We start from the raw sequence: 23,058 nt of genomic DNA, 5'->3' as shown, positions 1-23,058 counted from the left end.
CACCAAGGCGAACTAAAAACATACAGATGAAAATAAGAACCAGGCTCACACTGCTTTTTACTTTAATTACCGCAATGCTTTTAGGCGTTTACAGTTTTTCAATCTATTATTCATCAAAAGAGGCCAGAGAAAAATCATTTTACAGCGAGCTGCAAAATGAGGCTATAGCAAAAGCAGATTTGTTTTTCCAAAGTTCACTGCCTGAACAGGAAATGCATAAACTTTACAAAAACAACAACAGAACCCTTAATGAAGTTCAGGTTGCCATTTATGACTCCGGTCATCAGCTGATCTACCACGATGATGTAAAAGTAGATTATGTAAAAGAAACTCCGGAAATGCTTTCCCGGATATTTCAGCAAAAAAGAATAAGCTTCTTTTTGGATCAGCTACAGGTGGTAGGAATGATTTACCATCATTCTGGAAAATCCTATGCTGTAACAGCTGCAGCATATGACAAGTACGGTTACGACTATCTCTCTCATCTACTTACCATCAGCATCATATCTTTCATCAGTATTCTGATTCTTATTTATCTGGCGGGAATTTTTCTTTCTAAAAAAGCATTAAGCCCATTAAGTGAGATGGTCAATCAGATTAAAAGAATTACTGCGGGAAAACTACAGCTGCGCCTCAAAACAACAGGAGAAAAAGATGAGCTTAATGAGCTTGCCCAAAATTTCAATGGCATGCTGGAGCGTCTGGAAAACTCTTTTGACTCTCAAAAACATTTTGTATCCAATATCTCACACGAACTCCGGACGCCATTATCTGCCATTATTACAGAGCTGGAACTGGCTTCTGAAAAAGATCTTCCCAAAGACCAATATCAGCAAACAATCCGCTATGCCTTGGATGACGCCCGCAACATGGTCAAACTCTCCAATAGCTTGATGGATCTTGCCAAGGCGAGTTATGACCCTAATGAGATCAGCTTCTCGGAAGTACGTCTGGACGAGATTCTTTTGGAATCTTACACCAAAATTATCAAAGAAAATACCGGATACAAGGTCTCTTTACATATTGAAGACCATGTAGAGGAGCATCAGCTGATCATTCAGGGAAATGAATATCTTCTTCAGGTTGCTTTCAATAATCTTATTGATAATGCCTGCAAATATTCACCGGAACATATGTGTTCAATAAATGTTACAGTAAATACAAAAAAGCTTTACATCAGTTTCTCCAATACAGGAGTTTCTATTTCACAGGAAGACCTGCAACACATCTTTGAACCTTTCTACAGAAGCGAGACTTCCAAAAGAGAAAAGGGCCATGGAATCGGGCTTTTTCTAACACAGAAAATTATTCATCTGCATGATACAGCAATCACTGTAGTATCAGACGATAATACTACTGTTTTTACAGTAATATTTGATATTGCATGATATAGAATACAGTAAAACTTTAAACCTTTAAGAAAAGCCTTAGCTTTTAAAGTGGCTTAGAGAATAGGCAAGCTGAGATTCGATTGTATTTAAAATCTTTATAGGTGATTTTTTTCTACACTACCCCTTCGAAGTTCTACTGAAAACAGTAGTCCCTATACTGGCAGCAATTACGCACATAATGGAAATCCATTGTAAAAAAGATAAGTCCTCTGAAAGAAATATCAAGCCGGAAAAAGCCGCAAATGCTGGCTCCAGGCTCATCAGAATACTGAAGGTTTTCGCAGGAAGCCTTTTCAAAGCCATAATTTCCAAAGAAAAAGGTAGGGCACTTGATAAAATAGCCACTCCCAGACCTTTCATAAAAATAGCAGGTGTAAGATTGAAAACCGCACCATCCCATATGGTAAAAGGAATAATCACCAGACTTGCAAACAGCATTCCTGTAGTAACGGCATCTTTTCCATCCATTATTTTAGCAACTTTCCCACCCATTACAATATAAACAGCCCAAAACATTCCTGCCAAAAAAGCAAGACCAAGCCCCAATAAATCTATATGATCACTTTTCCAGGGAACGATAAGCAATATTCCTACACAGGCCAGTAAAGCCCATATAACATCCAATAATTTCCGGGACAGCGCCAAAGCAAGAAACAAAGGTCCGGCAAACTCTACTGTTACTGCCAGCCCTAAGGGTATACGCTGGATAGCCATATAGAAAATAAGATTCATCGCAGCCAGCCCAACGCCGTACATGGCACAGTATTTCCATTTCTGTTTATTAAACTGCAGAAATTTTGGCCGGTTAATTAAGGTTAACAGCACTGCAGAAAGCACGATTCTTAAACTAACCGTTCCAATCGCCCCTATGGCAGGGAAAAGTTGCTTTGCAATAGAGGCCCCACCTTGTACACATATAATTGCTAAAAGTGTTGCGGGTATGGCTATGTTTAACTTCTTCATTGGTAAAATTTATCATTCATAAAGCAACCTAAAACCCCAAAATTGAGAATATAGAAAAGATTGTCTTCAAATTTATCAATTTTATATCTTAAAAAAACAATTATTTCTGAGCCCACTCTTGAAATTTCTCACGGCTTTAAAACCTTTCTTTCTCTAATCATATTCTAATTATATTCTAAAGCTTTTCTAACAGCTTCCCAATAGGACTAACAATACCTTTGCAGTAGACAAAAACCACTATGGATACCGATTCATCACATCATCGAAACAACTAAGTATTCAACAGTATACCTTTCTGTATACCAGCTGAATGCTATAAAACAGAAAGGTTATGACCACACTAGAATTTACACTCCGTCTTTTTACAGCATTTGCCCTTGGTGCAAGTATTGGCCTTGAACGACAATGGCGCCAAAAAAGCGCAGGTCTTCGTACCAATACTCTGGTATGTCTGGGCTCTGCAGCATTTGTTCTTCTTTCTATCAGGATCGGGGGTGATGCCACGGGAAGAATAGCCTCCTATATTGTAAGTGGTATTGGCTTTTTGGGAGGGGGCGTTATTATGAAAGACGGACTTACTGTCCGCGGCCTCAATACTGCAGCTACCATCTGGTGTTCAGCATCCGTAGGAGCCCTCAGCGCGATGGGCTTCCCTCTTGAAGCAGCCATTACCAGCGGATTTATCATCCTCACCCATATCATTCTGCGTCCTTTGGGTACCAGACTCGGAAATACCTTCAGCAACAGAAACCATTATACCGAATATTTGATCAGTATTAAATGTAAAAGTGAGGTAGAAAACCACGTTCGGGTTCAGCTGATGCAATCTCTAAGCGGGAATGATAAAATATTATTAAAATCCCTCACCAGCGATGATAATGGTGTTCCTGAAAATGCCATCATTACAGCCGAAGTTCATGCCTCCACTCCTCAGGACAGTTTTATGGAAAAAACCGCCAGCAGACTAACAATCGAAGATAAAGTGATCAAGGTAAGCTGGGAAATTATAGGGACAGAAAACGATTTATAACATTTGAAACAACAACTGAAGCGATGCTAAAAAAATCTTCCAACAAAAATCTCAATTCAGCAGCTCTAGTAAAATTGAAAGAAGCTGCATCTGAGAATGAAAAAATGGTGTATGCCATGCTCGAAACTTCAGAAGAAGGCCTTAGTGAGAATACCGTAAAAGACCGTTTGAAAATTTATGGTAAGAATGAAATTGCCACTCAGAAAGCACCTTCATGGCTAAAACAGTTTGCCCATTCTTTCTTTAATCCGTTCAATTATATCCTGGCCTGTATTGCTGTAATCTCATTATTCATTGATGTGATCCTTGTACCTGCCGGAGAAAAAGATCTCAGCACGAGTATTATCATTTCAATAATGCTTCTGTTCAGTACTACATTGCGTTTCATTCAGGAATTCAGAAGTAACAAAGCAGCCGAGGCGTTAAAGAAAATGGTAAAAACCAGCTGTCTTACCAAAAGAAAATTCAAAGAAAGCGAAGAAATAGAAATTACAGAAATTGTCCCGGGTGACATTGTAATACTTTCTGCAGGAGACATGGTTCCCGCTGATTGCCGGATCTTAAAAAGCAAAGACCTCTTCATCAGTGAATCTATTCTCACAGGAGAAGCTCTTCCTGTAGAAAAAAATGCTTTTCCCATCCACGATGCCAAGAACAGAAATCCACTTACTCTTCAAAATATATGCTTCATGGGTACTAATGTGGTAAGTGGATCAGCAACTGTGGTGGTTACCAATACCAGTATTTTCACTTATTTCGGAAGTATCAGCAGAAGTCTTACTTCCAAAAGACCCGAAACAGCTTTTGATATTGGGGTAAATAAAGTAAGTTTTTTACTCATTCGGTTTATGCTGGTGATGACTCCAGTTATTTTCCTTATTAACGGATTGGTAAAAGGAGACTGGGTGCAGGCTTTATTATTTGCTATTGCCGTAGCTGTAGGACTTACTCCTGAGATGCTTCCGATGATTGTTACTGCCAATCTGGCAAAAGGAGCCGTTAACATGAGCAAGAAAAAAGTGATTGTTAAACGCTTGAATGCTATTCAGAATATCGGAGCAATGGATGTTTTATGTACTGATAAAACAGGCACACTTACTCTTGATAAAATTGTATTGGAAACCCACCTCAACGTGAGAGGGATTGAGGATGATGAAGTCTTGAAATGGGCATACCTCAACAGCTTCCATCAAACCGGACTTAAAAATCTACTGGATCAGGCTGTACTGGATCATGCCGAAGTTCATAATCTCTTGAAAGCTGATGAACTCTATCTAAAAGTAGATGAGATTCCTTTTGATTTTGAAAGAAGAAGAATGTCTGTTATTCTAAATACCTCCAGGGGAAAACATCTGATGATTTGCAAAGGTGCGGTAGAAGAAATGCTTTCTTTATGCCACTATGCTTTAGATCCCGGGGAAGATCATAGTCTGCATATTGAGAATGATAATATTGTTCCATTGAATGATCTTATGAAAGAGCAGATTATCAAAATGTCTGAAAAGCTTAATTCTGAAGGATTAAGGGTATTATTGGTTGCAATCCGGGAATTTGATGGAGGCCATCCGCTGAATTATTCCGTTGCAGACGAAAATCACCTTACCCTTACTGGTTTTATAGGATTTCTTGATCCTGCTAAACCTTCGGCTGAGCCCAGCATTAAAGCATTACATAAACTGGGTATAGAAGTAAAAGTAGTCACAGGTGACAATGATATTGTTGCTAAAAAGATATGTCATGACGTAGGAATTCCCATTAATACTATTATGCTTGGTGACGAATTGGAAAATATGACGGATGACGAACTCAGCAGAGACATGGACCTCTATTCTGTTTTTGCAAAAGTAAGCCCGTTACAAAAACAACGTATTGTAAAGATATTACGATCAAAAGGCCATACTGTAGGATTCATGGGAGACGGAATCAATGATGCTGCAGCTATTAAAGAAGCAGATGTAGGAATTTCTGTAGATACCGGCGCAGACATAGCCAAAGAAAGTGCAGATATCATCTTGCTTGAAAAAGATTTAATGGTGTTGCGAAGCGGTGTCATCTATGGAAGAAGAACTTTCGGAAATATCATCAAATATATAAAAATGACTGCCAGCAGTAATTTTGGAAATATGTTCAGTATGATTGGAGCCAGTGCCTTGCTTCCGTTTCTACCCATGCTTCCGTTGCAGATCCTGACCCAGAATTTACTATATGATATCTCACAATCTTCTATCCCCTGGGATACGATGGATAAGGATTTTTTGGAGAAACCAAAAAAATGGGATGCCAGCAGCATCAAAAAGTTCATGCTGTATATAGGTCCTTTGAGTTCTATTTTTGATTATGTGACTTTTGCGGTAATGTTCTTTATTTTTAAAGCCAACACTCCGGAACAGCAAAGCTTATTTCAGACAGGCTGGTTTGTGGAAGGTTTGCTTTCCCAGACGCTGATTGTACATATTATCAGAACGAAAAAAATTCCGTTTATCCAAAGCTGGGCTGCCACTCCTGTAGTTGCTTTAACCAGTTTAATCATGCTGATCGGAATTCTCATTCCTTTTACTCCATTAGCGGTATATCTGAAAATGCAGCCACTGCCTTTGAGTTATTTTCCATACCTGGCCGTCATTCTCACAGGGTATTGTATTCTTACTCAATTCGTAAAACAGTGGTTTATTAAAAAATTCGGACAATGGCTGTAATATAAATAATTTCATCCTTTCTGATGAATTCCTAAAGACTTCAGAACGAATCAGAAGGGATATAAAACACTGTACAGCAGCAAAAAACAAACACTTCAGGTGTTTTCAAAAAATCTCACCTGACATTGAAATAAAATAAGAAATTAGAATTAAATTAGTGGTTATAAACATTTTATATGAGAAAAACAGTATTAACGATAGTACTTTTGACATTTGTTACCTCTTGTAAAAGTCCCAAAAGTGAAACCTCACAAGATCAGGATCTTCTGGTGAAAGGAGATAACGTCATCATTCCGGAAAACAATCCTGTTTTCAAAAAAATTAAAACTGAAACAGTTACCGAACAGGAACACAGTGATGGTGTAATTTCAGCAGGAACTATTCAGGCAATACCCAATCATTATGCAGAAATCGCCAGTCCGTTTTCCGGAAGAATTACAAAATCCTTTATCCAGCTTGGACAAAATGTTTCAGCAAACAGTCCTCTTTTTGAGATCCTTTCTTCAGATTATTTTTCGGTTCAGAAAGATTATACTGATGCCTTAAATGATGTACAGCTTGCGGAGAAAAATTACAAACGCCAGCAGGATCTTGTAAAACACGGGGTAGGAATTCAGAAAGAATTGGATGAAGCAGAAACAGATTTTAAAAATAAAAAAACTTCACTTTCTAATGCTTCTTCGGCCCTAAAAGTTTACAACAGTAAAGGAGGAGGCATCGGAAGCCCGCTGATTGTGAGAGCTCCCATAAACGGTGAAATTATTTCTAACAAAATTGTAAATGGCCAATATCTAAAAAATGATTCCGACCCTGTCATTATCATTGCAGAGCTTTCTAAAGTATGGATTTCCGGAGATGTGAAAGAAAAAGACATCCGCTTTGTGAATATTGGAGATCATGTTTCAGTAAAAGTAAGTGCCTACCCTGATCGTAATATTACCGGAAAAGTTTATCACATCAATGAAATTGTCGACGAAAACACCCGAAGCATAAAGGTACTTATCGAATGTGACAATCCGGACAGAAGATTAAAACCCGGAATGTATGCCACCGTCAACTTCTCTACAACTCCTGAAAAAACAATTATGATCCCTGTTACCGCTTTAATGCAGAATGACAGTTCTCAATATGTGTGGATAAAAACAGGTAAAAATCAATTTGCTAAACGTTCAGTCACCACAGGAGAAACAGATCAGAAAACAACAAAAGTTCTCTCAGGATTAAAAACCGGAGATACCATTATGACTGAAGGTGGAATTTATATGTTGGATGCAAAATAATGTAGAATGTACAATGAAAAAGGCATAGAGTATCTGATGTAAAAAGATATTTCACTTTATACAAAAATTAAGAACAATGAAGCAATTACTTACACTCTCTATACAGAAGAGGTGGCTGATGCTGGCACTCTTCATTTTACTGGGGTTTTTCGGTTATTATTCCTGGACCAAGTTATCGGTAGAAGCTTATCCTGACATTGCCGATGTCACTTCACAGGTGGTAACCCAGGTTCCGGGACTGGCTGCCGAAGAAGTAGAACAACAGATCACCATTCCTTTGGAACGTTCTCTGAACGGCCTACCGGGAATGCACGTGATGCGAAGCAAAAGTACCTTTGGACTTTCCATTATTACAATCGTTTTTGATGATGGTATTGATGATTATTGGGCAAGACAGCGTATTCAGGAAAGACTGTCTGATGTAACCCTCCCTTATGGTGCACAGCCGGGTCTGGATCCTCTTACTTCTCCTATTGGCGAGGTATACCGATATATTATCGAAAGTAACAACCACAGCTTACGGGAACTCACCGATTTGCAGAAATTTCTAATTATCCCCCGTATCAAACAGGTTTCAGGGATTGCCGATGTTACCAACTTCGGAGGAATTACCACTCAGTTTCAGATTGAACTTGATCCTCACAAACTGGAACAATATGGTCTTTCATTATCAGAGGTCACCGAAACGATCTCCAAAAATAATGTGAGTGCGGGAGGAAGTATGCTTCCCCGGGGAAATCTCGCTTATGTAATCCGGGGAATAGGTCTGGTAAAAGATTTAGATGATCTTGGAAAAATTGTAGTTAAAACCGAAAACGGAGTTCCTGTATTCCTGAATGATGTAGGTACCTTAAAATATGGAAACCTTGAAAGAAAAGGAATTCTTGGGTATACCGACAGGAAACGTAATTATCCTGAAAGTGTAGAAGGGATCGTGCTTTTACTGAGAGGACAAAATCCTTCACAGGTGCTTGAAGGGGTTCATGAAGCTATCGATGAACTGAATAATGAAACACTTCCGCCCGGCGTAAAGATTCATACTTTCATGGACAGGACAGATCTTGTCAATACCACCTTACATACCGTTTCTCATACTCTTACAGAAGGAATTGTACTGGTTATTTTCGTGCTGATTGTATTTCTGGGGAGTTGGAGAGGTGCATTACTGGTAGCAATTACAATTCCACTTTCTCTGTTGTTTGCTTTTATCCTGATGCATTTTACCAATATACCTGCCAATCTTCTTTCTCTGGGAGCTATTGATTTCGGTATCATTGTAGATGGCGCCATTGTAATGCTGGAAACTATTCTGAAAAAAAGAGAAGAAAATCCGGAAGAGCCGCTGGAAGAAAAAACGATTACGAAAAGGGTAATTGAGGTAGCTAAACCTATTTTCTTTTCCACTATTATTATCATTACGGCCTATCTTCCTTTATTCGCTTTTGAAAGGGTGGAGAAAAAACTGTTTACTCCAATGGCTTTCACGGTGGGCTATGCTTTATTTGGCGCACTGGCAGTGGCATTGCTTCTGATTCCGGGATTAGCATATGTGATCTATCGTAAACCTCAGAAAATATATCACAATAAATGGCTGGAAAAAATAAGTAACGCGTATGGAAAAAGAGTTGACAAAATCATGCAGGCTCCTAAAAGAGTAATGATTCCGATAATCATTGTCTTACTATCCGCAGGAATCCTGTCTTATACCGTTGGAAAAGACTTCCTTCCTGAGCTGGATGAAGGTTCTATCTGGCTGCAGGTACAGCTACCACCCGGTATTTCTCTGGCTAAAGCTAAAGAAATGAGCGACACTTTAAGAGCCAGAACTTTAAAACATTCTGAAATTACCTATATGATGGTCCAGGCAGGCCGTAATGACGATGGAACCGATCCCTGGACAGCCTCCCACTTTGAAGTTTCTGTGGGAATAAAACCTTATGACGAGTGGCCTTCCGGAAAGACAAAAGCAGATTTAATTAAAGAACTGGCAGCAGACTATAAAGAAATGCCGGGCTTCACTGTAGGTTTTTCACAACCAATGATCGACGGAGTAATGGACAAAATATCGGGAGCCCACAGTGAGCTGGTGGTAAAAGTATATGGAGAAGATTTCAAAGAAACCCGAAGAATTGCTGAAAGCATTTTATCTACTTTAAATAAAATCCCAGGTTCGGCAGACCTTGCCATAGATCAGGAACCTCCTTTACCTCAGCTGCAGATTATTGCTGACAGAGATAAAATTGCTCAGTATGGACTCAATGTAGCAGATGTGGCAGATCTTATTGAAGTAGCTTTAGGAGGAAAGGCCATTTCTCAAATCTTCATTGGGAATAAAGTTTATGATATTTCGTGCCGCTACACCGAAGACAGCCGTGATACTCCTGATAAAATAGGAAACCTGATGCTGACTTCAGCTACCGGAGCCAAAATTCCATTATCACAGGTGGCAGAGGTAAAATTAAGTACCGGAGAAAGTACTATTACCCGTGAGATGAACAAACGCCACCTTACCGTAAAATTAAATTTAAGGGGTACCGATCTTTCTTCGTTCCTGAAAATAGCGCAGAATAAGATTGAAAAAGACATCAAATACGACCATGAAAAATATCAGATCAAATGGGGTGGTCAGTTTGAAAATCAGAACAGAGCTTACTCCCGACTGGCATTTATTGTTCCGCTGGCTTTAGCGATTATGTTCCTGCTCCTGTACGGTGCATTTGGTAATTTCAAGCAGGCTTTGGTACTGATGTCTATTGTTCCGTTGGCTTTATTTGGAGGAATGCTGGCACTTAATATCCGTGGGATGTCCCTTAATGTATCTTCTGCTGTGGGCTTTATTGCGCTCTTCGGAGTGGCCATTCAGAATGGAGTGATCATGATCTCTCATATCAACGATCTCCGTAAAAAAGGATATGACCTGAAAACTGCTGTAACAAAAGGAGCAAAAGACCGTTTCAGACCGGTACTGATGACAGCAACCGTTGCAGTAATCGGATTATTTCCGGCATCCCTGGCCACGGGAATCGGATCAGATGTACAGCGCCCTCTGGCAACAGTGATTGTATATGGCTTGATGTTCTCTACTATTTTAACCCTGTTTGTTCTGCCTGCCATTTATTTCATGGCTGAGCGTGGTAACAAAAAACAAAATTTGGAATCAGATGAAAATTAGAGTTTATTATATCATAATAACTGCAACATTCTTCAGTATGGCAGGCGTGATAAAAGCGCAGGAAAAAGAACTCTTAGGTTTTGAAGAATATTTAAGTATTGTCGGAAAGAAGAATCTTGGCTATGCCTCTCAGAAATACAATGTAAGTATGGCTGAAGCAGCTATTCAGACCGCAGGTATGTTTCCGGATCCTCAATTGGATGTGGAGACCACCAACAACGGAGTGAATAAAAATATGGGCTACGTATACGGAACGTCTATTGGCTGGACTTTGGAATTAGGCGGAAAAAGAAAAGCAAGAATAAACCTGGCTAAAAATCAGTCTGAGCTAAGTAAAATACAGCTGCAGGATTTTTTCAGAAACCTTAGGGCAGATGCCAGCTTAGGATATATTGATGCTTTGCGGTCTAAAGCTATTTTGGAAGTACAGCAGGATTCTTATAAAAACATCCTGCAGCTGGCAAAGTCTGATAGCATCCGATATCGGCTGGGAACCATATCATTAGTCACTTCAAAACAGAGTAAATTAGAGGCAGCGTCTCTCCTTAATGAAGTGTATCAGGCGGAAAGTGCCCAACAGCAGTCTCTTACCAACCTGTCTGTATTTCTTAGTGATAATAAAATAACGGGGCGGGATGTTTCCGGAGATTTTACTGCTTTCAACAGGGATTTTAATATTGATGATATTATTCTCCAGGCGCTCAACGAACGGGCTGATTTATTGGCAGCCAAACAGAATACACAAGTTGCCAAAAGCCAGATCAGCCTTGAAAAAGCCAACCGTATGATTGATTTGGGAATCAATGCGGGTGCTGAACGTCATACAGAAGCCACTAACGAAATCGCCCCTTCTCCTACTGTAAACGCTGTAAAACTGGGACTCAGCATTCCACTCAAATTTTCAAACAGAAGAAATGCAGGATTGAAAATAGCAGAAATGGCACATTCTCAGGCAGAAGTTGAATACCAGCAGATAGAACAAGGTATTCGGGCTGAGGTAATGCAGGCTTACCAACAATATATAGCGACCCAGAAACAGGTGAAGCAATTTCATAATGGAATGCTTACAGAAGCCCAAAGTATCCTGGAAGGGATCACTTACAGCTACAAAAGAGGAGAAAGCTCTATTCTGGAAGTACTGAATGCCCAAAGAACCTACAATGGAATAAGAAAAGATTATTACCAGGCTCTTGCAGATAATGCGGCAGCTTTAGTAGAACTGGAACGCAGAGCCGGAATCTGGGATATTAATTTTTAAAATAGAGGCAGGAAGTTGGAAAAAGATTTTTTTGAGTGAGTAGTATACTATTTAAATACCAATTCAACTAACCCTCAACTCATCCGGAAATTATTTTTTCCTTCATTCCTCCGGTTTCTTTACATAAAAAAGCTCCGAAATCAAATTGATTTCGGAGCTTTTTATTTCTTATATTTAGATTCATAAATAGCAATCCAGTCTTCCACGGTCATTTTCCGGCTTAGTTCACCAATCAGCTCGAAAGGGATATCTTCCACTTTTTTAAAACGAACACAGGACTTGCCCATATCCAGTTTTTTCCTGGAATGTTTTGGGTATTCCTCCACAAACCAATTAAGTATTTCCGGTCTGGAATAGAGCCCCATATGATACAATGCAATAAAATTCTTCTGTGAAGCCAGATTAATAAATGGCAAAGCGGTACCGGGAGTACAATGATACCCTTCCGGATAAGTTTTCAGCGGCACTGCCCAGCCCAGCATTCCATAGCTGAGATTTTCTTCAAAACCATCTGGCAGATTACTGTGGATGGTATCAAAAAGTTTTTTAAAAGCATCCTGTCTTTCCTCAGGAATCTTTGAAATATAATCTTCTATGGAAACTGCCTGAATCTGCATATTTTAATTTTTTCTAAAATACGATTATTTTATAAAATTATATACACTGTACATCTGCACCTCTTTGCTGCTCTTTTGTAAGAACATCATTTTGTTTACATTAGGTACATACTGAATCATATTTCCGTCTGCAAAACCATAATTCTGGAAAAAATTCCTTCCTTTATAATCAAGACTTACTTCCTGAGATTTTAAAGTAGCAAAATCAAAAGTCTTCATAGAAAAACCTGTATTCCCGAATGCTCCTTTAGGGTAAAATGCCGAAATATAAAGCTTGTCTCCGGCCTCCACCACATGAATTCTTTTTCCTGTAGATGCTCCGGCTGCAACAAACTGCTTCACCTCTCCTTCTTTGTTAAACTTTATCAGCATACCGGCATCCAAAGTGTATACAGGATCAGGAAAGCGGTTCATTCCGGAAGGCATAGGTCTTGTCACAGTTTCCTGCTGAACAGCCATTAGCACCTCATCTCCTTTTACAATTGTTTTGATCACTTTCACATCACTCATATCTTTACTTCCTGCAAGATTCGTGTTGCTGATCACGGCTTTTCCTGTTTTCATATCGTAGAACATCACTGTTCCGAAAGTACTTGATCCTATAGTAACCGCAGCATTTTTTCTACCAAAAGCTACCAGATAATCATTGTCATTTTTGCTGATTGCATATAATTTTTCAGGAATATACTTATCATCAAAAGCAAGATCTTTATCTTCATTATTAGAAAGCAGTTCCAGCTTATAAGATTCTTTCCAGCCTGCTGCCTTACGCAATACAACTATTTTTCCTGAGTTCGTTAAGGTCAAAGATTTCTCTACATAATCACTGCTCAATGTAATCTCTTTGTTCCATACTACAGAAAGTGTTCTCAGGTCTATTACCTGAACATCATTGATATTATCCGTCTTTTTACTTGAATATCTGTCATTGAAAACAGCAGCATATTTCCCGTTTTCAGAAAAAACTACATATGTTGTACCGGACTTGTTGGTAGATTCAATATTATATTTTGCAATACTTTTTGTAGTAAATGCGCCTTCTTTTTTGCTGAAAACATGCTGAAAAACTTCTTTTCTGTTTTCTTTACCAAAATATTCTTCTGTAAAGGCAACAAATTTGTCATCATCAATCTGCTGCGATCCCAGATAATTGTGAAGAACTCCATTGGTTTTATTAGCATAATCTTTCACGTAAGTATCCACAAGGCTACCGTTCTGATCAAGCTTTCTCATCAATAATTTCTTATGAGGAAAAACATTTCTCATAAGTCCGTCAATATTAATCGCACTGAACATATAAGAATTATAATCATCTGCCAGTACCAGTTTATCATCAGTTTCAAGATTAGCATCCACTGTGAATTTTGTTCCCTCTGTCACTTTCGTCTGTGCATACGAGTATATCGAAGCTGTAAGTAATGCCGAAACAATAATTTGTTTAATCATAGTATTTTCCTTAGTTATTATAAATTTTTTCTTCTAATTTTTTCAGTTCAAGATTGGCATCATAAGACAATTTAATATCTACCAAATGCTCCTGCAGTTCATTTAAATATTTCTCCGCTTCCTGGTAATTACCTAAAGCAATATTCAGTCTTATCAGGTTAAAATAAATATATTCACCAATCTTCTGATTGTAAAGTGCTTTCTTGTCATTATAATTTATTTTTGTCAAAGCGCTTTTCCAAAGGTCAGTCCCTTTCTGCATATTTTCCATAGCCACCTTATTCGGAGCATAATCAGACTTTGCCTGAAGCTTTTTCAAATTGGTTGTAACGTTGATATATGCTTTTTCCAGATCGTCATAGTCGCCTTTATTCTTTACCGTTGCCAAAGTCACTGTAGAATTGATGCTGTGATATCCGAAGTTTTCGTTAATAATATTCCTTGTACGGTCCATTATTCTCTGTAAATATCTTTTTTCCTGAGCATTAAGATTTATTTCATTAGAAGGAACGCTGGCAATTTCTACAAAATCTGAGAAGTAAGTTTTATCTAATTTTACTGTACCATCCTGCTTACCAATAATTCTAGTAGGCTGATTAGCAAAAGTTTTACCCTGGTTATCCTGAAAATTTGTTCTTTCCATTTCAATGACAATATCAAGATAGCTTCCCCCTTTTGAGAAGCCAAGTACATCCATTTGAGAAGCAAGAATTTTGTTGTCTACAATTAAAGCATCCCTCAAGTCAGGCTGCTGATAAACCGGTGTGGGAGGAATATGAAGAACAGGTCTTGCAGGGATTCTTAAAACCGGAGCACCGTTGGTGGCTGCAATCTTTTCAACAGCTGATAATTTATTATATTCCGCGGACTCCAATTTGTATTTTTCCTGAAGTTTTTTCACCTCAGCATCATAGTCTTTCAATCGTTCTCCATGTTCTATTTTAGCAGCATCCACATTCGCCTGATAGTTATCTACCTGCCTTTGGAAATCTTCTCTTGCCCCTCTTACAACATCATCTTTTGAAATATTATAAGGTGATTTCACCGTGATTGTATAATTTCTGTTGGCAATATCGCTGGGAAAAACAGGATCTTTTAAAAGCTGAAAGCTGATGATTTCTTTATCAATTCTCTGAGCTTTGGAATATTGAGAATAAAATAAGGGTATTAAAAAAAGTAGTTTTAAATTATTCATATGTTATTAGTTTTTCAGCGCAAATTTATAACAATTTCATCAACATCAAGAAGAAATAAATTCCCTGGCATTTCCAAATAAAAAGGCAGCTATAAAGTGTATAGCTGCCTTCAGAAATTATTAACTCAAAAAATTATTTTTTAATCGCTTTCACTGTAGATTGCGATCCATCTTTAAAATAAAGCGTTACGAAGTACAACCCTGAATTCAGTTCACTCAGGTTAAGTTCTTTCACAGAACCTTCAAAAGTTTTTACAATTCTGCCTGAAGCATCTCCTACCGTTACTTTTCTCAAATCTTTCGTATCTGATAAATACAGGATATCTTTAAAAGGATTAGGATGAACTGCTGCAGTCTTTGCCTGGCGGCCTACTTCTGAAGTGCTTAGCTGTGCACTTTCTACCGTAAAATCATCTACATAAAAGTTGTAATCCTGAGAATCATTTACCGTTCCTGAACTTCCATAAAAAGCAAATACTGTATTGGCACTTGTATTAGCCGTTAGATTATAGATATAGTCATTAGATGAATTGGATGGGCCATTACTTGAGTTCCAGGTCTGCAATATTGTCCACGTACTTCCGCCATCATCGGAAACTATAAAATGAACAATATCATCACTACCCATTGCAGAAGCAGTCGTACCGGAATAAGTTGTTACCCCATACTTAAATTTCACTCTATATCCACCTGCTGAAAGATCAAAAGGTACTGTTTTAAGCCAACCTACCCTATTGACAGAATACAGATTCATGTTGGCGGAAGGTCCGTTAGCTGATGTATTTAAAAAATTACGCTGTGCCCAGTAAGCGGTAGTTCCAGTAGATCCTGTAGCAGGAGCACCTCCGGAAAGAGCAACCGTCCAGCAATTACCGGGAAAGGTTGTGAAATTATTGGTATAGGAAGGTATTACAGTTCCACAGAGAGTTGTAAATGATCCCGCAAATGACCATGCACTTTGGCCTGTTCCACTGCTGCAGTTTGTGCGTACCCAATAGTTGTAAGTAGTGCTTGATGATAAATTACTGATTGTATAAGAAGTACCTGTTACCCCAGAATAATTAGGTACAGTACTGCTGTTTGGAAGAGTACCGCTTGTACTATAATAAATATCATGACTTGCTGCCTGTGTACCTGTGGGCACTGTCCATGAAACCTGAGCTGAATTGGACGTAAGGGCCGCTACAGTTTGCAGTACCGGTGCTATACAAGTGGTATATGCCTCTGCTGAAAAAGCAAAAATATTAGGAATACCAGCTCCTGAACTTTTTGTGACTGTAACACTTTGTATAGGTTTAGTTTGATTGCCCGTATCAATGTTCAGAACAGATTGATACAATCTTGGATTGGAAGTATTGGACTCTAAAACATCATTTCCTCTGTTAATCCTTCCGATTCCCTGAATAGCATAATTAGATCCTCCATACCAGTCAGAAAGATTAATGCCGGAAAATGACTGTGTTGTATTATCCGTAAACGTTACTGTTACATTTACTACAGAGGTGCCACTCCCACTGGTTGAAAGCATATACAGTTTAAAAGCAGCTGTTGGTGTAGTAAACACAAGCGTCCCGTTTTGTCCTGCTGCAGATAACTTCAATGAATTATTGGAGTTTAAATCTGCCAATTGATAGCTGAGGCCGGGTGTGGTGCCTACCACCGAATTGATGATTCCATCTACTGGAATACCATAATCAATTGATGAACTGGATGAGGTAAGCTTAAAATCTCTGGCTACAAAAGCAAAAGATACTCCGTCAACATCTGTATTGGTTGAGACTGAAGAAGATCCTGTGCCATTGGCAATAACGTCAGCTGTAAAGCCCGAAGAAACCGGCATTGTTTGAAAATTTTGAGCCATCAAGGCGGAGGCGGAGATTAGAGCAACTGCAGGCAGTACTCTAGAAAATAAATTTATTATCATTTTAATCACATTTGACCCGAAAATTAAGAAAAATAACAATACAAAAAAGATTATTTTAACAAAAATACAGTATAAATCAAAAACAAATTAAATATCAACAGTTCATGAATCAAAATTTAATTGAATTAATACAATTAATGATGCACTTCTTATCAATCCTTAATTTTATTATTGAGAAATTAAATCCTATTTTTGTCATACAAATTTTTTGAACAATGCCGAATATTTCAAACAGAGCACTTCATATGCCGCCGTCGCCGGTAAGAAAACTGGTTCCCTTTGCGTTACAAGCAAAACAGAAAGGAATAAAAGTATATCACCTTAATATCGGGCAGCCTGATATTGAAACTCCGGAAACGGCTTTAAATGCTTTAAAAAACATCGATTTAAAAGTATTGGAATATGCACTTTCTGAAGGGAACATAGAATACAGAAAAGCCCTTACAGAATACTATCATTCATTAGGTTTTTCTGATTTAACTCCGGACAATTTCATGGTTACCAATGGAGGTTCTGAGGCGCTTAACTTTGCCATTTCCACTTTATGTGACGAGGGTGATGAAGTGATTATTCCTGAACCTTATTACGCAAACTACAATGGTTTCACCAGCACATTTGACGTGAATGTAGTGGCGGTTCATTCAACTATTGATACAGGGTTTGCCTTACCTCCGATAGAAGAATTTGAAAAGAAAATTACAGAAAAAACAAGAGCAATTATCATCTGCAACCCAGGAAATCCTACAGGATATCTGTATACTCGTGAAGAGCTTCAAAAGCTTGCAGAAATTGCTTTAAAATATGATATCGTTATTATTTCTGATGAAGTATACAGAGAATATGTATATGACGGAAAACAGCAGATTTCAATGCTTGATTTCCCGGAATTAAGCGAAAACTGTATCATCATTGATTCTGAATCAAAACGTTACTCTATGTGTGGAGTAAGAATCGGCTGCATGGTGACCCGTTCTCAAAAAATACGTAATGCAGCAATGCTTTTTGCACAGGCAAGATTAAGCCCTGTTCTTCTTGGACAGATTGCAGCTACAGCAGCACACCAGAATGACGGGCCTTATATCAGAGCGGTAAGAGAAGAATATACCCACAGAAGAAATATATTGGTAGACCTTCTAAATGCGATCCCGGGTGTAATTTGCCCTAAGCCTAGAGGAGCTTTCTACTGCGTAGCTGAACTTCCTGTAGATGACACTGAAAAGTTTGCACAGTGGCTGCTTGAAACATACTCTCTAAATAACGAAACCATCATGGTAGCTCCTGCAGGAGGATTCTACAGTGACCCGGAATTAGGAAAAAAACAGGTAAGAATTGCTTACGTTCTGAAAGAAGACGATTTAAAAAGAAGTGTTGAAATTCTGAAAGAAGCTTTAAAAAAGTACAGAGCAGATTTTAACCTGTAAAATTATATCATAATGCCGACAACAAAAAATATACATCTGAAAATTCTGTTTTCGATCTTTTTGCTGTCGGTATTTTTTTCTTGTGACTCCAAGAAACAGAAACAAACTGTTCTTCACAAGAATCCGGATGAAATCACATTTATCAGCGTATCACATATCGGAGGTACACTTGGTGAATACAGGATCATCAAAGTCAAAAAAGACTCCATCTTTACAGAAATAGGTGCAACGGCCAACCATACTCACAAAGAATGGGCATCATCTATCAATACAGATACCTGGAAACAATTGACGTCCTATATCAACAGTAAAGATCTTGATTATATAAAGAGTTCTCCGAGCCAGCAATCAGTAGACGGAATAGATGAAACTTTTCAGATCCGCACCCCGAAAAAGTCACATATCTATGTTAACTCTTTTGCAGACACAATACATTATAAGCAATTGCAAAAGCTTAAAGAACATCTAGACCTAATTCTTCCAAAAGAATACCAATAAAATATGCAAGAAAATTTTTCCTTAAAGCCTTACAATACATTCGGTGTTGATGCCAAAGCAAAATACTTTATTGAAGTCAGCAATACTGACGAACTAAAAGAGGCTCTTACTTTTTCAAAAAACCATGGTCTTCCTCTACTACTTTTAGGAGGTGGAAGTAATATTCTGCTGACAAAAGATTTTGAGGGCCTTGCCATTAAGCTTAATTTAAAAGGGATTTCTGAGGAAAACATCAGTAACCATGAAGTTCTTGTTACTGCAAAAGCAGGCGAAAACTGGCATGAATTCGTGAAATACTGCCTACAGAAAGACTATGGCGGACTGGAAAACCTTTCTTTAATTCCCGGAAATGTAGGAACCTCTCCCATGCAGAACATTGGAGCTTACGGCACCGAGATCAAGGATATTTTTGTAAACTGTCATGTTCTGAACTTAAAGACTCTTGAACTAGAAACATTTAACCTTGAAGAATGTAAGTTCGGCTACAGAGATTCTATTTTCAAGCAGGAAGGAAAAGGAAAATATGTAATCCTGGAGGTCACTTTTAAACTGACTACAAAGGATCACCACATCAAAACCGAATACGGAGCTATTAAAAACGAACTGGAGCATCTTAAAATTAATACCCCAAGCATTCAGGATGTTTCAAATGCAGTGATCAACATCAGACAAAGCAAACTGCCGGACCCTAAGGAAATAGGAAATGCCGGAAGCTTTTTCAAAAACCCTACTATTCCATTAGCTCAGTTCCAGGATTTAAAACAGAACTTTGAAAATATACAGGGATATCCTAATGGAGATGTGGTAAAAGTTCCTGCAGGATGGCTGATTGAGCAATGCGGATGGAAAGGAAAGCAGATTGGTAACGTCGCTTCTCATCGACTTCAGTCTCTGGTCATCATCAATGCGACAGGAAATGCAACGGGAAAAGAAATTTTTGATTTTTCCACAGACATCATTAATTCTGTCAAAGAAAAGTTCGGAATAGAACTTGAAAGAGAGGTCAATATTATTTAAAATACATAAAAGACGGTTACATTTCAGTAATCGTCTTTTTTTATCACACATCTTAAAAACTACTCTATTTCAACAAAAAGCGATATTTTAGCATAAAATACTTTTTTAAAAAAACACCATCGTATGAAAATAACTATTCTCGGAGCCGGAAATATGGGACTTTCCTTTTCAAAATCATTTTTGAAATATGAGCTTATTAAACCTGAGAACCTTCATCTTATTATCAGAAGCTCTTCAAAAATTTCCAAAATAGCGGAAGAATTTCCAAAATCTAAAGTATCTACCTTTGATGAAGTTAAAGAGTTGGATAGCGATCTGATCATTATTGCTGTAAAACCCCAGGATTTCCAGACGGCAGCTCAAAACTTTCAATTTACTTTAAAGGAAAATCAGATGGTTCTCTCTATTATGGCAGGAATCAATATTAAGAAAATTCAAAAATCATTAAACCACTCACTCGTTGTAAGAGCCATGCCTAACTCTCCTACGCTTCTGGGAATGGGAATCACAGGATATACCGCAGCTGATGGAATTTCTTTCAGTCAGCTGATCAATATAGAAAGATTACTGAACAGCACCGGAAGATCGGTTTATATGGAAAATGAAGACCTTTTGGATGGGGTAACTGCCCTTTCAGGAAGTGGGCCCGCCTATTTCTACTACATCATTGACGCAATGATTAAAGCGGGTGTTGAGATGGGAATTGAAGAAAATCTTTCTAAACTTTTTGTAAAACAGACCATGCTGGGCGCTTATCATCTTATCAATAATTCTGAAAAAAACCTTGAAGAGTTAATTAAAGACGTAGCTTCTAAAGGCGGGACTACAGAAGCGGCTTTAAAAACATTTGAAGAAAACAATTTCAAAGAAATTCTGAAACAGGGAATTCTGAATGCTGAAAAGCGTGCGAAAGAACTTAATCAGTAAATGTTTTTTCAGTGTATCTGAAAAGTATCCAGCCTAAGTACACTCCAAAAGTGTTCAGAATAATATCATCCAATTCAAACACTCCCATTCTCGTAAAATACTGGAGTGCTTCAATAATGACAATTGCCGAAACAAAATTAAATATCAGCGGCTGCAATTTTTTAAGCTCTGGAAAAAGCCATCCCAAAAAACCAAAAGGCACGAACATAATAATATTTCCAAAAGTAATCATGACCGCATATCGCCAATTAATATTATTCTGAATAAATTTTATCGTTGAAAACACAGGTTCTATTCTGACCAGATGATCTCTATACTGAAATCTGCCCATCCCCAAAAGCATCAGGTAGAGCAAAAACAGACCATAGGGCACAATAATGATTTTATATATTTTCTTTAACATCGGTTGCTAATATATTCATTTCAAAAACATTAAATTTGTGTATTAAAATAAATTAATGAAATACGTTCTACTTACACTTATTTCAGCAATGCTGCTGTCGGTTTCATGGCCAACTTATGGGGTTCCGTTTTTTATATTTTTTGCGCTTGTTCCGCTTTTAATGATGGAACACGGCATTTCAAAATTTTCAGATTATAAAAAGAAAGGATGGGTTATTTTCGGACTTTCTTATCTCTGTTTTATCATCTGGAATGTAGTGACTACAGGATGGCTGTATGGGTCAAAAAATCCAGACGGAAGTCATTCTATGATGGCCGTTGTATTTCCAGTACTGGTTAATTCTCTTTTATACTCGTTGGTATTCCAATGCTATCACTGGTATAAAAATGCGCAGGGAACTTATTGGGGACTGGGGTTCTTTATAGCCCTATGGATGAGTTTTGAAAAATTCCATTTGGGATGGGAGCTTACATGGCCGTGGCTGAATTTAGGGAATGCATTTTCTGAATATCCAAAATTGATTCAATGGTATGATACTCTGGGAGCAACGGGTGGAAGCTTTTGGATTCTTCTGATCAATATCCTGATTTTTTATACCATAAGAACCTGGGAAGCCGGAAGAAAGAAAAAAGATCTGATCAGAAACACTTCTATAGTAGCAGCTTTAATTGTTTTTCCAATGATTATTTCTGTTATCAAGTATAACAATTTTGATGAAAAACCTTCCGGACAGGTCAATGTCCTAATGCTGCAGCCGGATCTTGATCCTTATGCGGAAAAGTATTCCAAAGACAGCTTAACGATTGAACAGGATTTATTAGCTCTTGCCGAGAAAAATTCAACAGTAAAAATTGATTATTATATCGCTCCGGAAACCGCTCTTCCCGGCAGAGGCTCTATTTCTGAAACCGGTTTTGAAAAGAGTTTACTTTTAAACAATATTAAAGGATTTTTATCCAGACATCCGGGTTCAGTTTTTGCAACAGGAATTTCATCGCACCGCTTTTATTTTGATGCTGCAAAAGCACCTGCAGAAGCTTACCAAATCAATAACGGAGTTTGGGTTACCAGCTACAATACAGCTATTCAGCTGGCCCCTGATCAGAAGGTTCAGGTTTATCATAAAGGCAAACTTGTGCCAGGCGTTGAGATATTCCCTTATATGACGGTTTTAAAGCCCGTTTTAGGAGATGCAATGCTCAATTTGGGAGGGACAGTTGCATCTTTAAGTATAGACAAAGAGAGAATGGCTTTCTCAAATCCTTACAACAAAGGAAAAATGGCTCCTATTATCTGTTATGAAAGTATCTACGGTGAATTTGTCACAGACTATGTGAAAAAAGGCGCTAATTTCCTTGGAATCATGACAAACGATTCCTGGTGGGGTGTTTCCGAAGGTCACAAACAGCTTTTATCATATGCAAGACTTAGAGCCATTGAAACCAGGAGAGAAATTGCGCGCGCTGCCAACAGTGGTATATCTGCCCATATCAACGCTAAAGGGGAAGTTACAGCTGATACATTTTATGGAGATCAGACTGCATTATTTGCAAAGGTAAATCTTTACGACACGATGACATTCTATACCAGAGCAGGTGATCTTCTTTCAAGGTTTTCAATATTTGCATTGGGCTTTTTACTATTTTATTTTTTGATTGAATGGTTCAAGAGAAAGACCAATAAGGCATAACTTAGAAGTAAATAAAACTGAACAGGTCACAAAAATTCAGATCATTTACAGATCACAAAGAGTCTTAATATTTTAGAATAACAAAAAGAAAAGCCAGCTGGACGTCTGGCTTTTCTAAAGATAGAATGAT

The 23,058-nt window shown here is 38.0% G+C and carries 17 protein-coding genes; 11 read left to right on the top strand and 6 right to left on the bottom strand.

Annotated elements, in window-relative coordinates; all coding sequences use genetic code 11:
* Positions 1 to 26 precede the first annotated feature (26 nt).
* A complete protein-coding gene (locus tag AC27VX_RS15840) occupies positions 27 to 1,388 on the top strand; it encodes a HAMP domain-containing sensor histidine kinase (protein WP_236855906.1) in 1,362 nt (453 codons plus the stop codon).
* A 120-nt stretch (positions 1,389 to 1,508) separates the two neighbouring features.
* Here AC27VX_RS15840 and AC27VX_RS15835 read toward each other — a convergent pair whose 3' ends face one another.
* Complete coding sequence (locus AC27VX_RS15835) at positions 1,509 to 2,354, bottom strand: EamA family transporter (protein ID WP_488696587.1); 846 nt, start codon at positions 2,352 to 2,354, stop codon at positions 1,509 to 1,511.
* A gap of 331 nt (positions 2,355 to 2,685) precedes the next feature.
* On the opposite strand from AC27VX_RS15835, the gene AC27VX_RS15830 reads away from it, so the two are divergent.
* The 5 genes from AC27VX_RS15830 to AC27VX_RS15810 all read left to right on the top strand — a co-directional run bounded on the left by AC27VX_RS15830 (position 2,686) and on the right by AC27VX_RS15810 (position 11,790).
* Positions 2,686 to 3,384, top strand: coding sequence for an MgtC/SapB family protein (locus tag AC27VX_RS15830; RefSeq protein ID WP_236855908.1), 699 nt, complete (start codon positions 2,686 to 2,688; stop codon positions 3,382 to 3,384).
* A 23-nt stretch (positions 3,385 to 3,407) separates the two neighbouring features.
* Positions 3,408 to 6,080: a magnesium-translocating P-type ATPase gene (mgtA, locus tag AC27VX_RS15825; RefSeq protein WP_488696585.1), complete on the top strand. Its 2,673-nt coding sequence runs from the start codon at positions 3,408 to 3,410 to the stop codon at positions 6,078 to 6,080.
* 176 nt (positions 6,081 to 6,256) lie between these two features.
* Complete coding sequence (locus AC27VX_RS15820) at positions 6,257 to 7,360, top strand: efflux RND transporter periplasmic adaptor subunit (RefSeq protein ID WP_488696583.1); 1,104 nt, start codon at positions 6,257 to 6,259, stop codon at positions 7,358 to 7,360.
* 76 nt (positions 7,361 to 7,436) lie between these two features.
* A complete protein-coding gene (locus AC27VX_RS15815) occupies positions 7,437 to 10,532 on the top strand; it encodes an efflux RND transporter permease subunit (protein WP_300690945.1) in 3,096 nt (1,031 codons plus the stop codon).
* Positions 10,522 to 11,790 (top strand): TolC family protein, encoded by a 1,269-nt coding sequence (locus AC27VX_RS15810; RefSeq protein ID WP_236855912.1) that lies wholly within the window; start codon positions 10,522 to 10,524, stop codon positions 11,788 to 11,790. The genes AC27VX_RS15815 and AC27VX_RS15810 overlap by 11 nt, the downstream gene beginning before the upstream one ends.
* Before the next feature lie 161 nt (positions 11,791 to 11,951).
* Here the strand turns inward: AC27VX_RS15810 and AC27VX_RS15805 are convergent, their stop codons facing one another.
* From AC27VX_RS15805 to AC27VX_RS15790, 4 genes are all read right to left on the bottom strand, one after another.
* On the bottom strand, positions 11,952 to 12,407 hold the full coding sequence (locus AC27VX_RS15805; protein WP_300690948.1) for a DUF1801 domain-containing protein: 456 nt from the start codon (positions 12,405 to 12,407) through the stop codon (positions 11,952 to 11,954).
* Positions 12,408 to 12,431: 24 nt separating this feature from the next.
* The gene (locus AC27VX_RS15800) at positions 12,432 to 13,853 is read right to left on the bottom strand and encodes an SET domain-containing protein (protein WP_236855914.1); all 1,422 of its coding nucleotides are present in this window, start codon (positions 13,851 to 13,853) and stop codon (positions 12,432 to 12,434) included.
* Positions 13,854 to 13,863: 10 nt separating this feature from the next.
* Positions 13,864 to 15,048, bottom strand: coding sequence for a hypothetical protein (locus AC27VX_RS15795; RefSeq protein WP_488696580.1), 1,185 nt, complete (start codon positions 15,046 to 15,048; stop codon positions 13,864 to 13,866).
* Positions 15,049 to 15,181: 133 nt separating this feature from the next.
* On the bottom strand, positions 15,182 to 16,972 hold the full coding sequence (locus AC27VX_RS15790; protein ID WP_488696578.1) for a T9SS type A sorting domain-containing protein: 1,791 nt from the start codon (positions 16,970 to 16,972) through the stop codon (positions 15,182 to 15,184).
* Positions 16,973 to 17,187: 215 nt separating this feature from the next.
* Between AC27VX_RS15790 and AC27VX_RS15785 the strand changes: the two genes are divergently transcribed.
* The 4 genes from AC27VX_RS15785 (at position 17,188) to proC (ending at position 20,835) form a co-directional block, all read left to right on the top strand.
* Positions 17,188 to 18,393, top strand: coding sequence for a pyridoxal phosphate-dependent aminotransferase (locus AC27VX_RS15785; protein ID WP_236855917.1), 1,206 nt, complete (start codon positions 17,188 to 17,190; stop codon positions 18,391 to 18,393).
* Positions 18,394 to 18,405: 12 nt separating this feature from the next.
* On the top strand, positions 18,406 to 18,891 hold the full coding sequence (locus AC27VX_RS15780) for a hypothetical protein (protein ID WP_300690952.1): 486 nt from the start codon (positions 18,406 to 18,408) through the stop codon (positions 18,889 to 18,891).
* Between the two features lie 3 nt (positions 18,892 to 18,894).
* Positions 18,895 to 19,908, top strand: coding sequence for a UDP-N-acetylmuramate dehydrogenase (gene murB / locus AC27VX_RS15775; RefSeq protein ID WP_488696575.1), 1,014 nt, complete (start codon positions 18,895 to 18,897; stop codon positions 19,906 to 19,908).
* Positions 19,909 to 20,031: 123 nt separating this feature from the next.
* Positions 20,032 to 20,835 (top strand): pyrroline-5-carboxylate reductase, encoded by an 804-nt coding sequence (gene proC, locus AC27VX_RS15770; protein WP_488696573.1) that lies wholly within the window; start codon positions 20,032 to 20,034, stop codon positions 20,833 to 20,835.
* On the opposite strand, the gene AC27VX_RS15765 is transcribed toward proC, so the two are convergent.
* Positions 20,825 to 21,238 (bottom strand): VanZ family protein, encoded by a 414-nt coding sequence (locus tag AC27VX_RS15765; RefSeq protein WP_300690956.1) that lies wholly within the window; start codon positions 21,236 to 21,238, stop codon positions 20,825 to 20,827. The genes proC and AC27VX_RS15765 overlap by 11 nt on opposite strands.
* Before the next feature lie 55 nt (positions 21,239 to 21,293).
* Between AC27VX_RS15765 and lnt the strand changes: the two genes are divergently transcribed.
* Complete coding sequence (gene lnt / locus AC27VX_RS15760) at positions 21,294 to 22,928, top strand: apolipoprotein N-acyltransferase (RefSeq protein WP_488696571.1); 1,635 nt, start codon at positions 21,294 to 21,296, stop codon at positions 22,926 to 22,928.
* Positions 22,929 to 23,058 lie beyond the last annotated feature (130 nt).

It is taken from the genome of Chryseobacterium sp. 14P4.3.2, assembly GCF_057799275.1.
The sequence above is the reverse complement of the archived record's forward strand: the minus strand, read 5'-3'. Positions and strand labels throughout refer to the sequence as shown.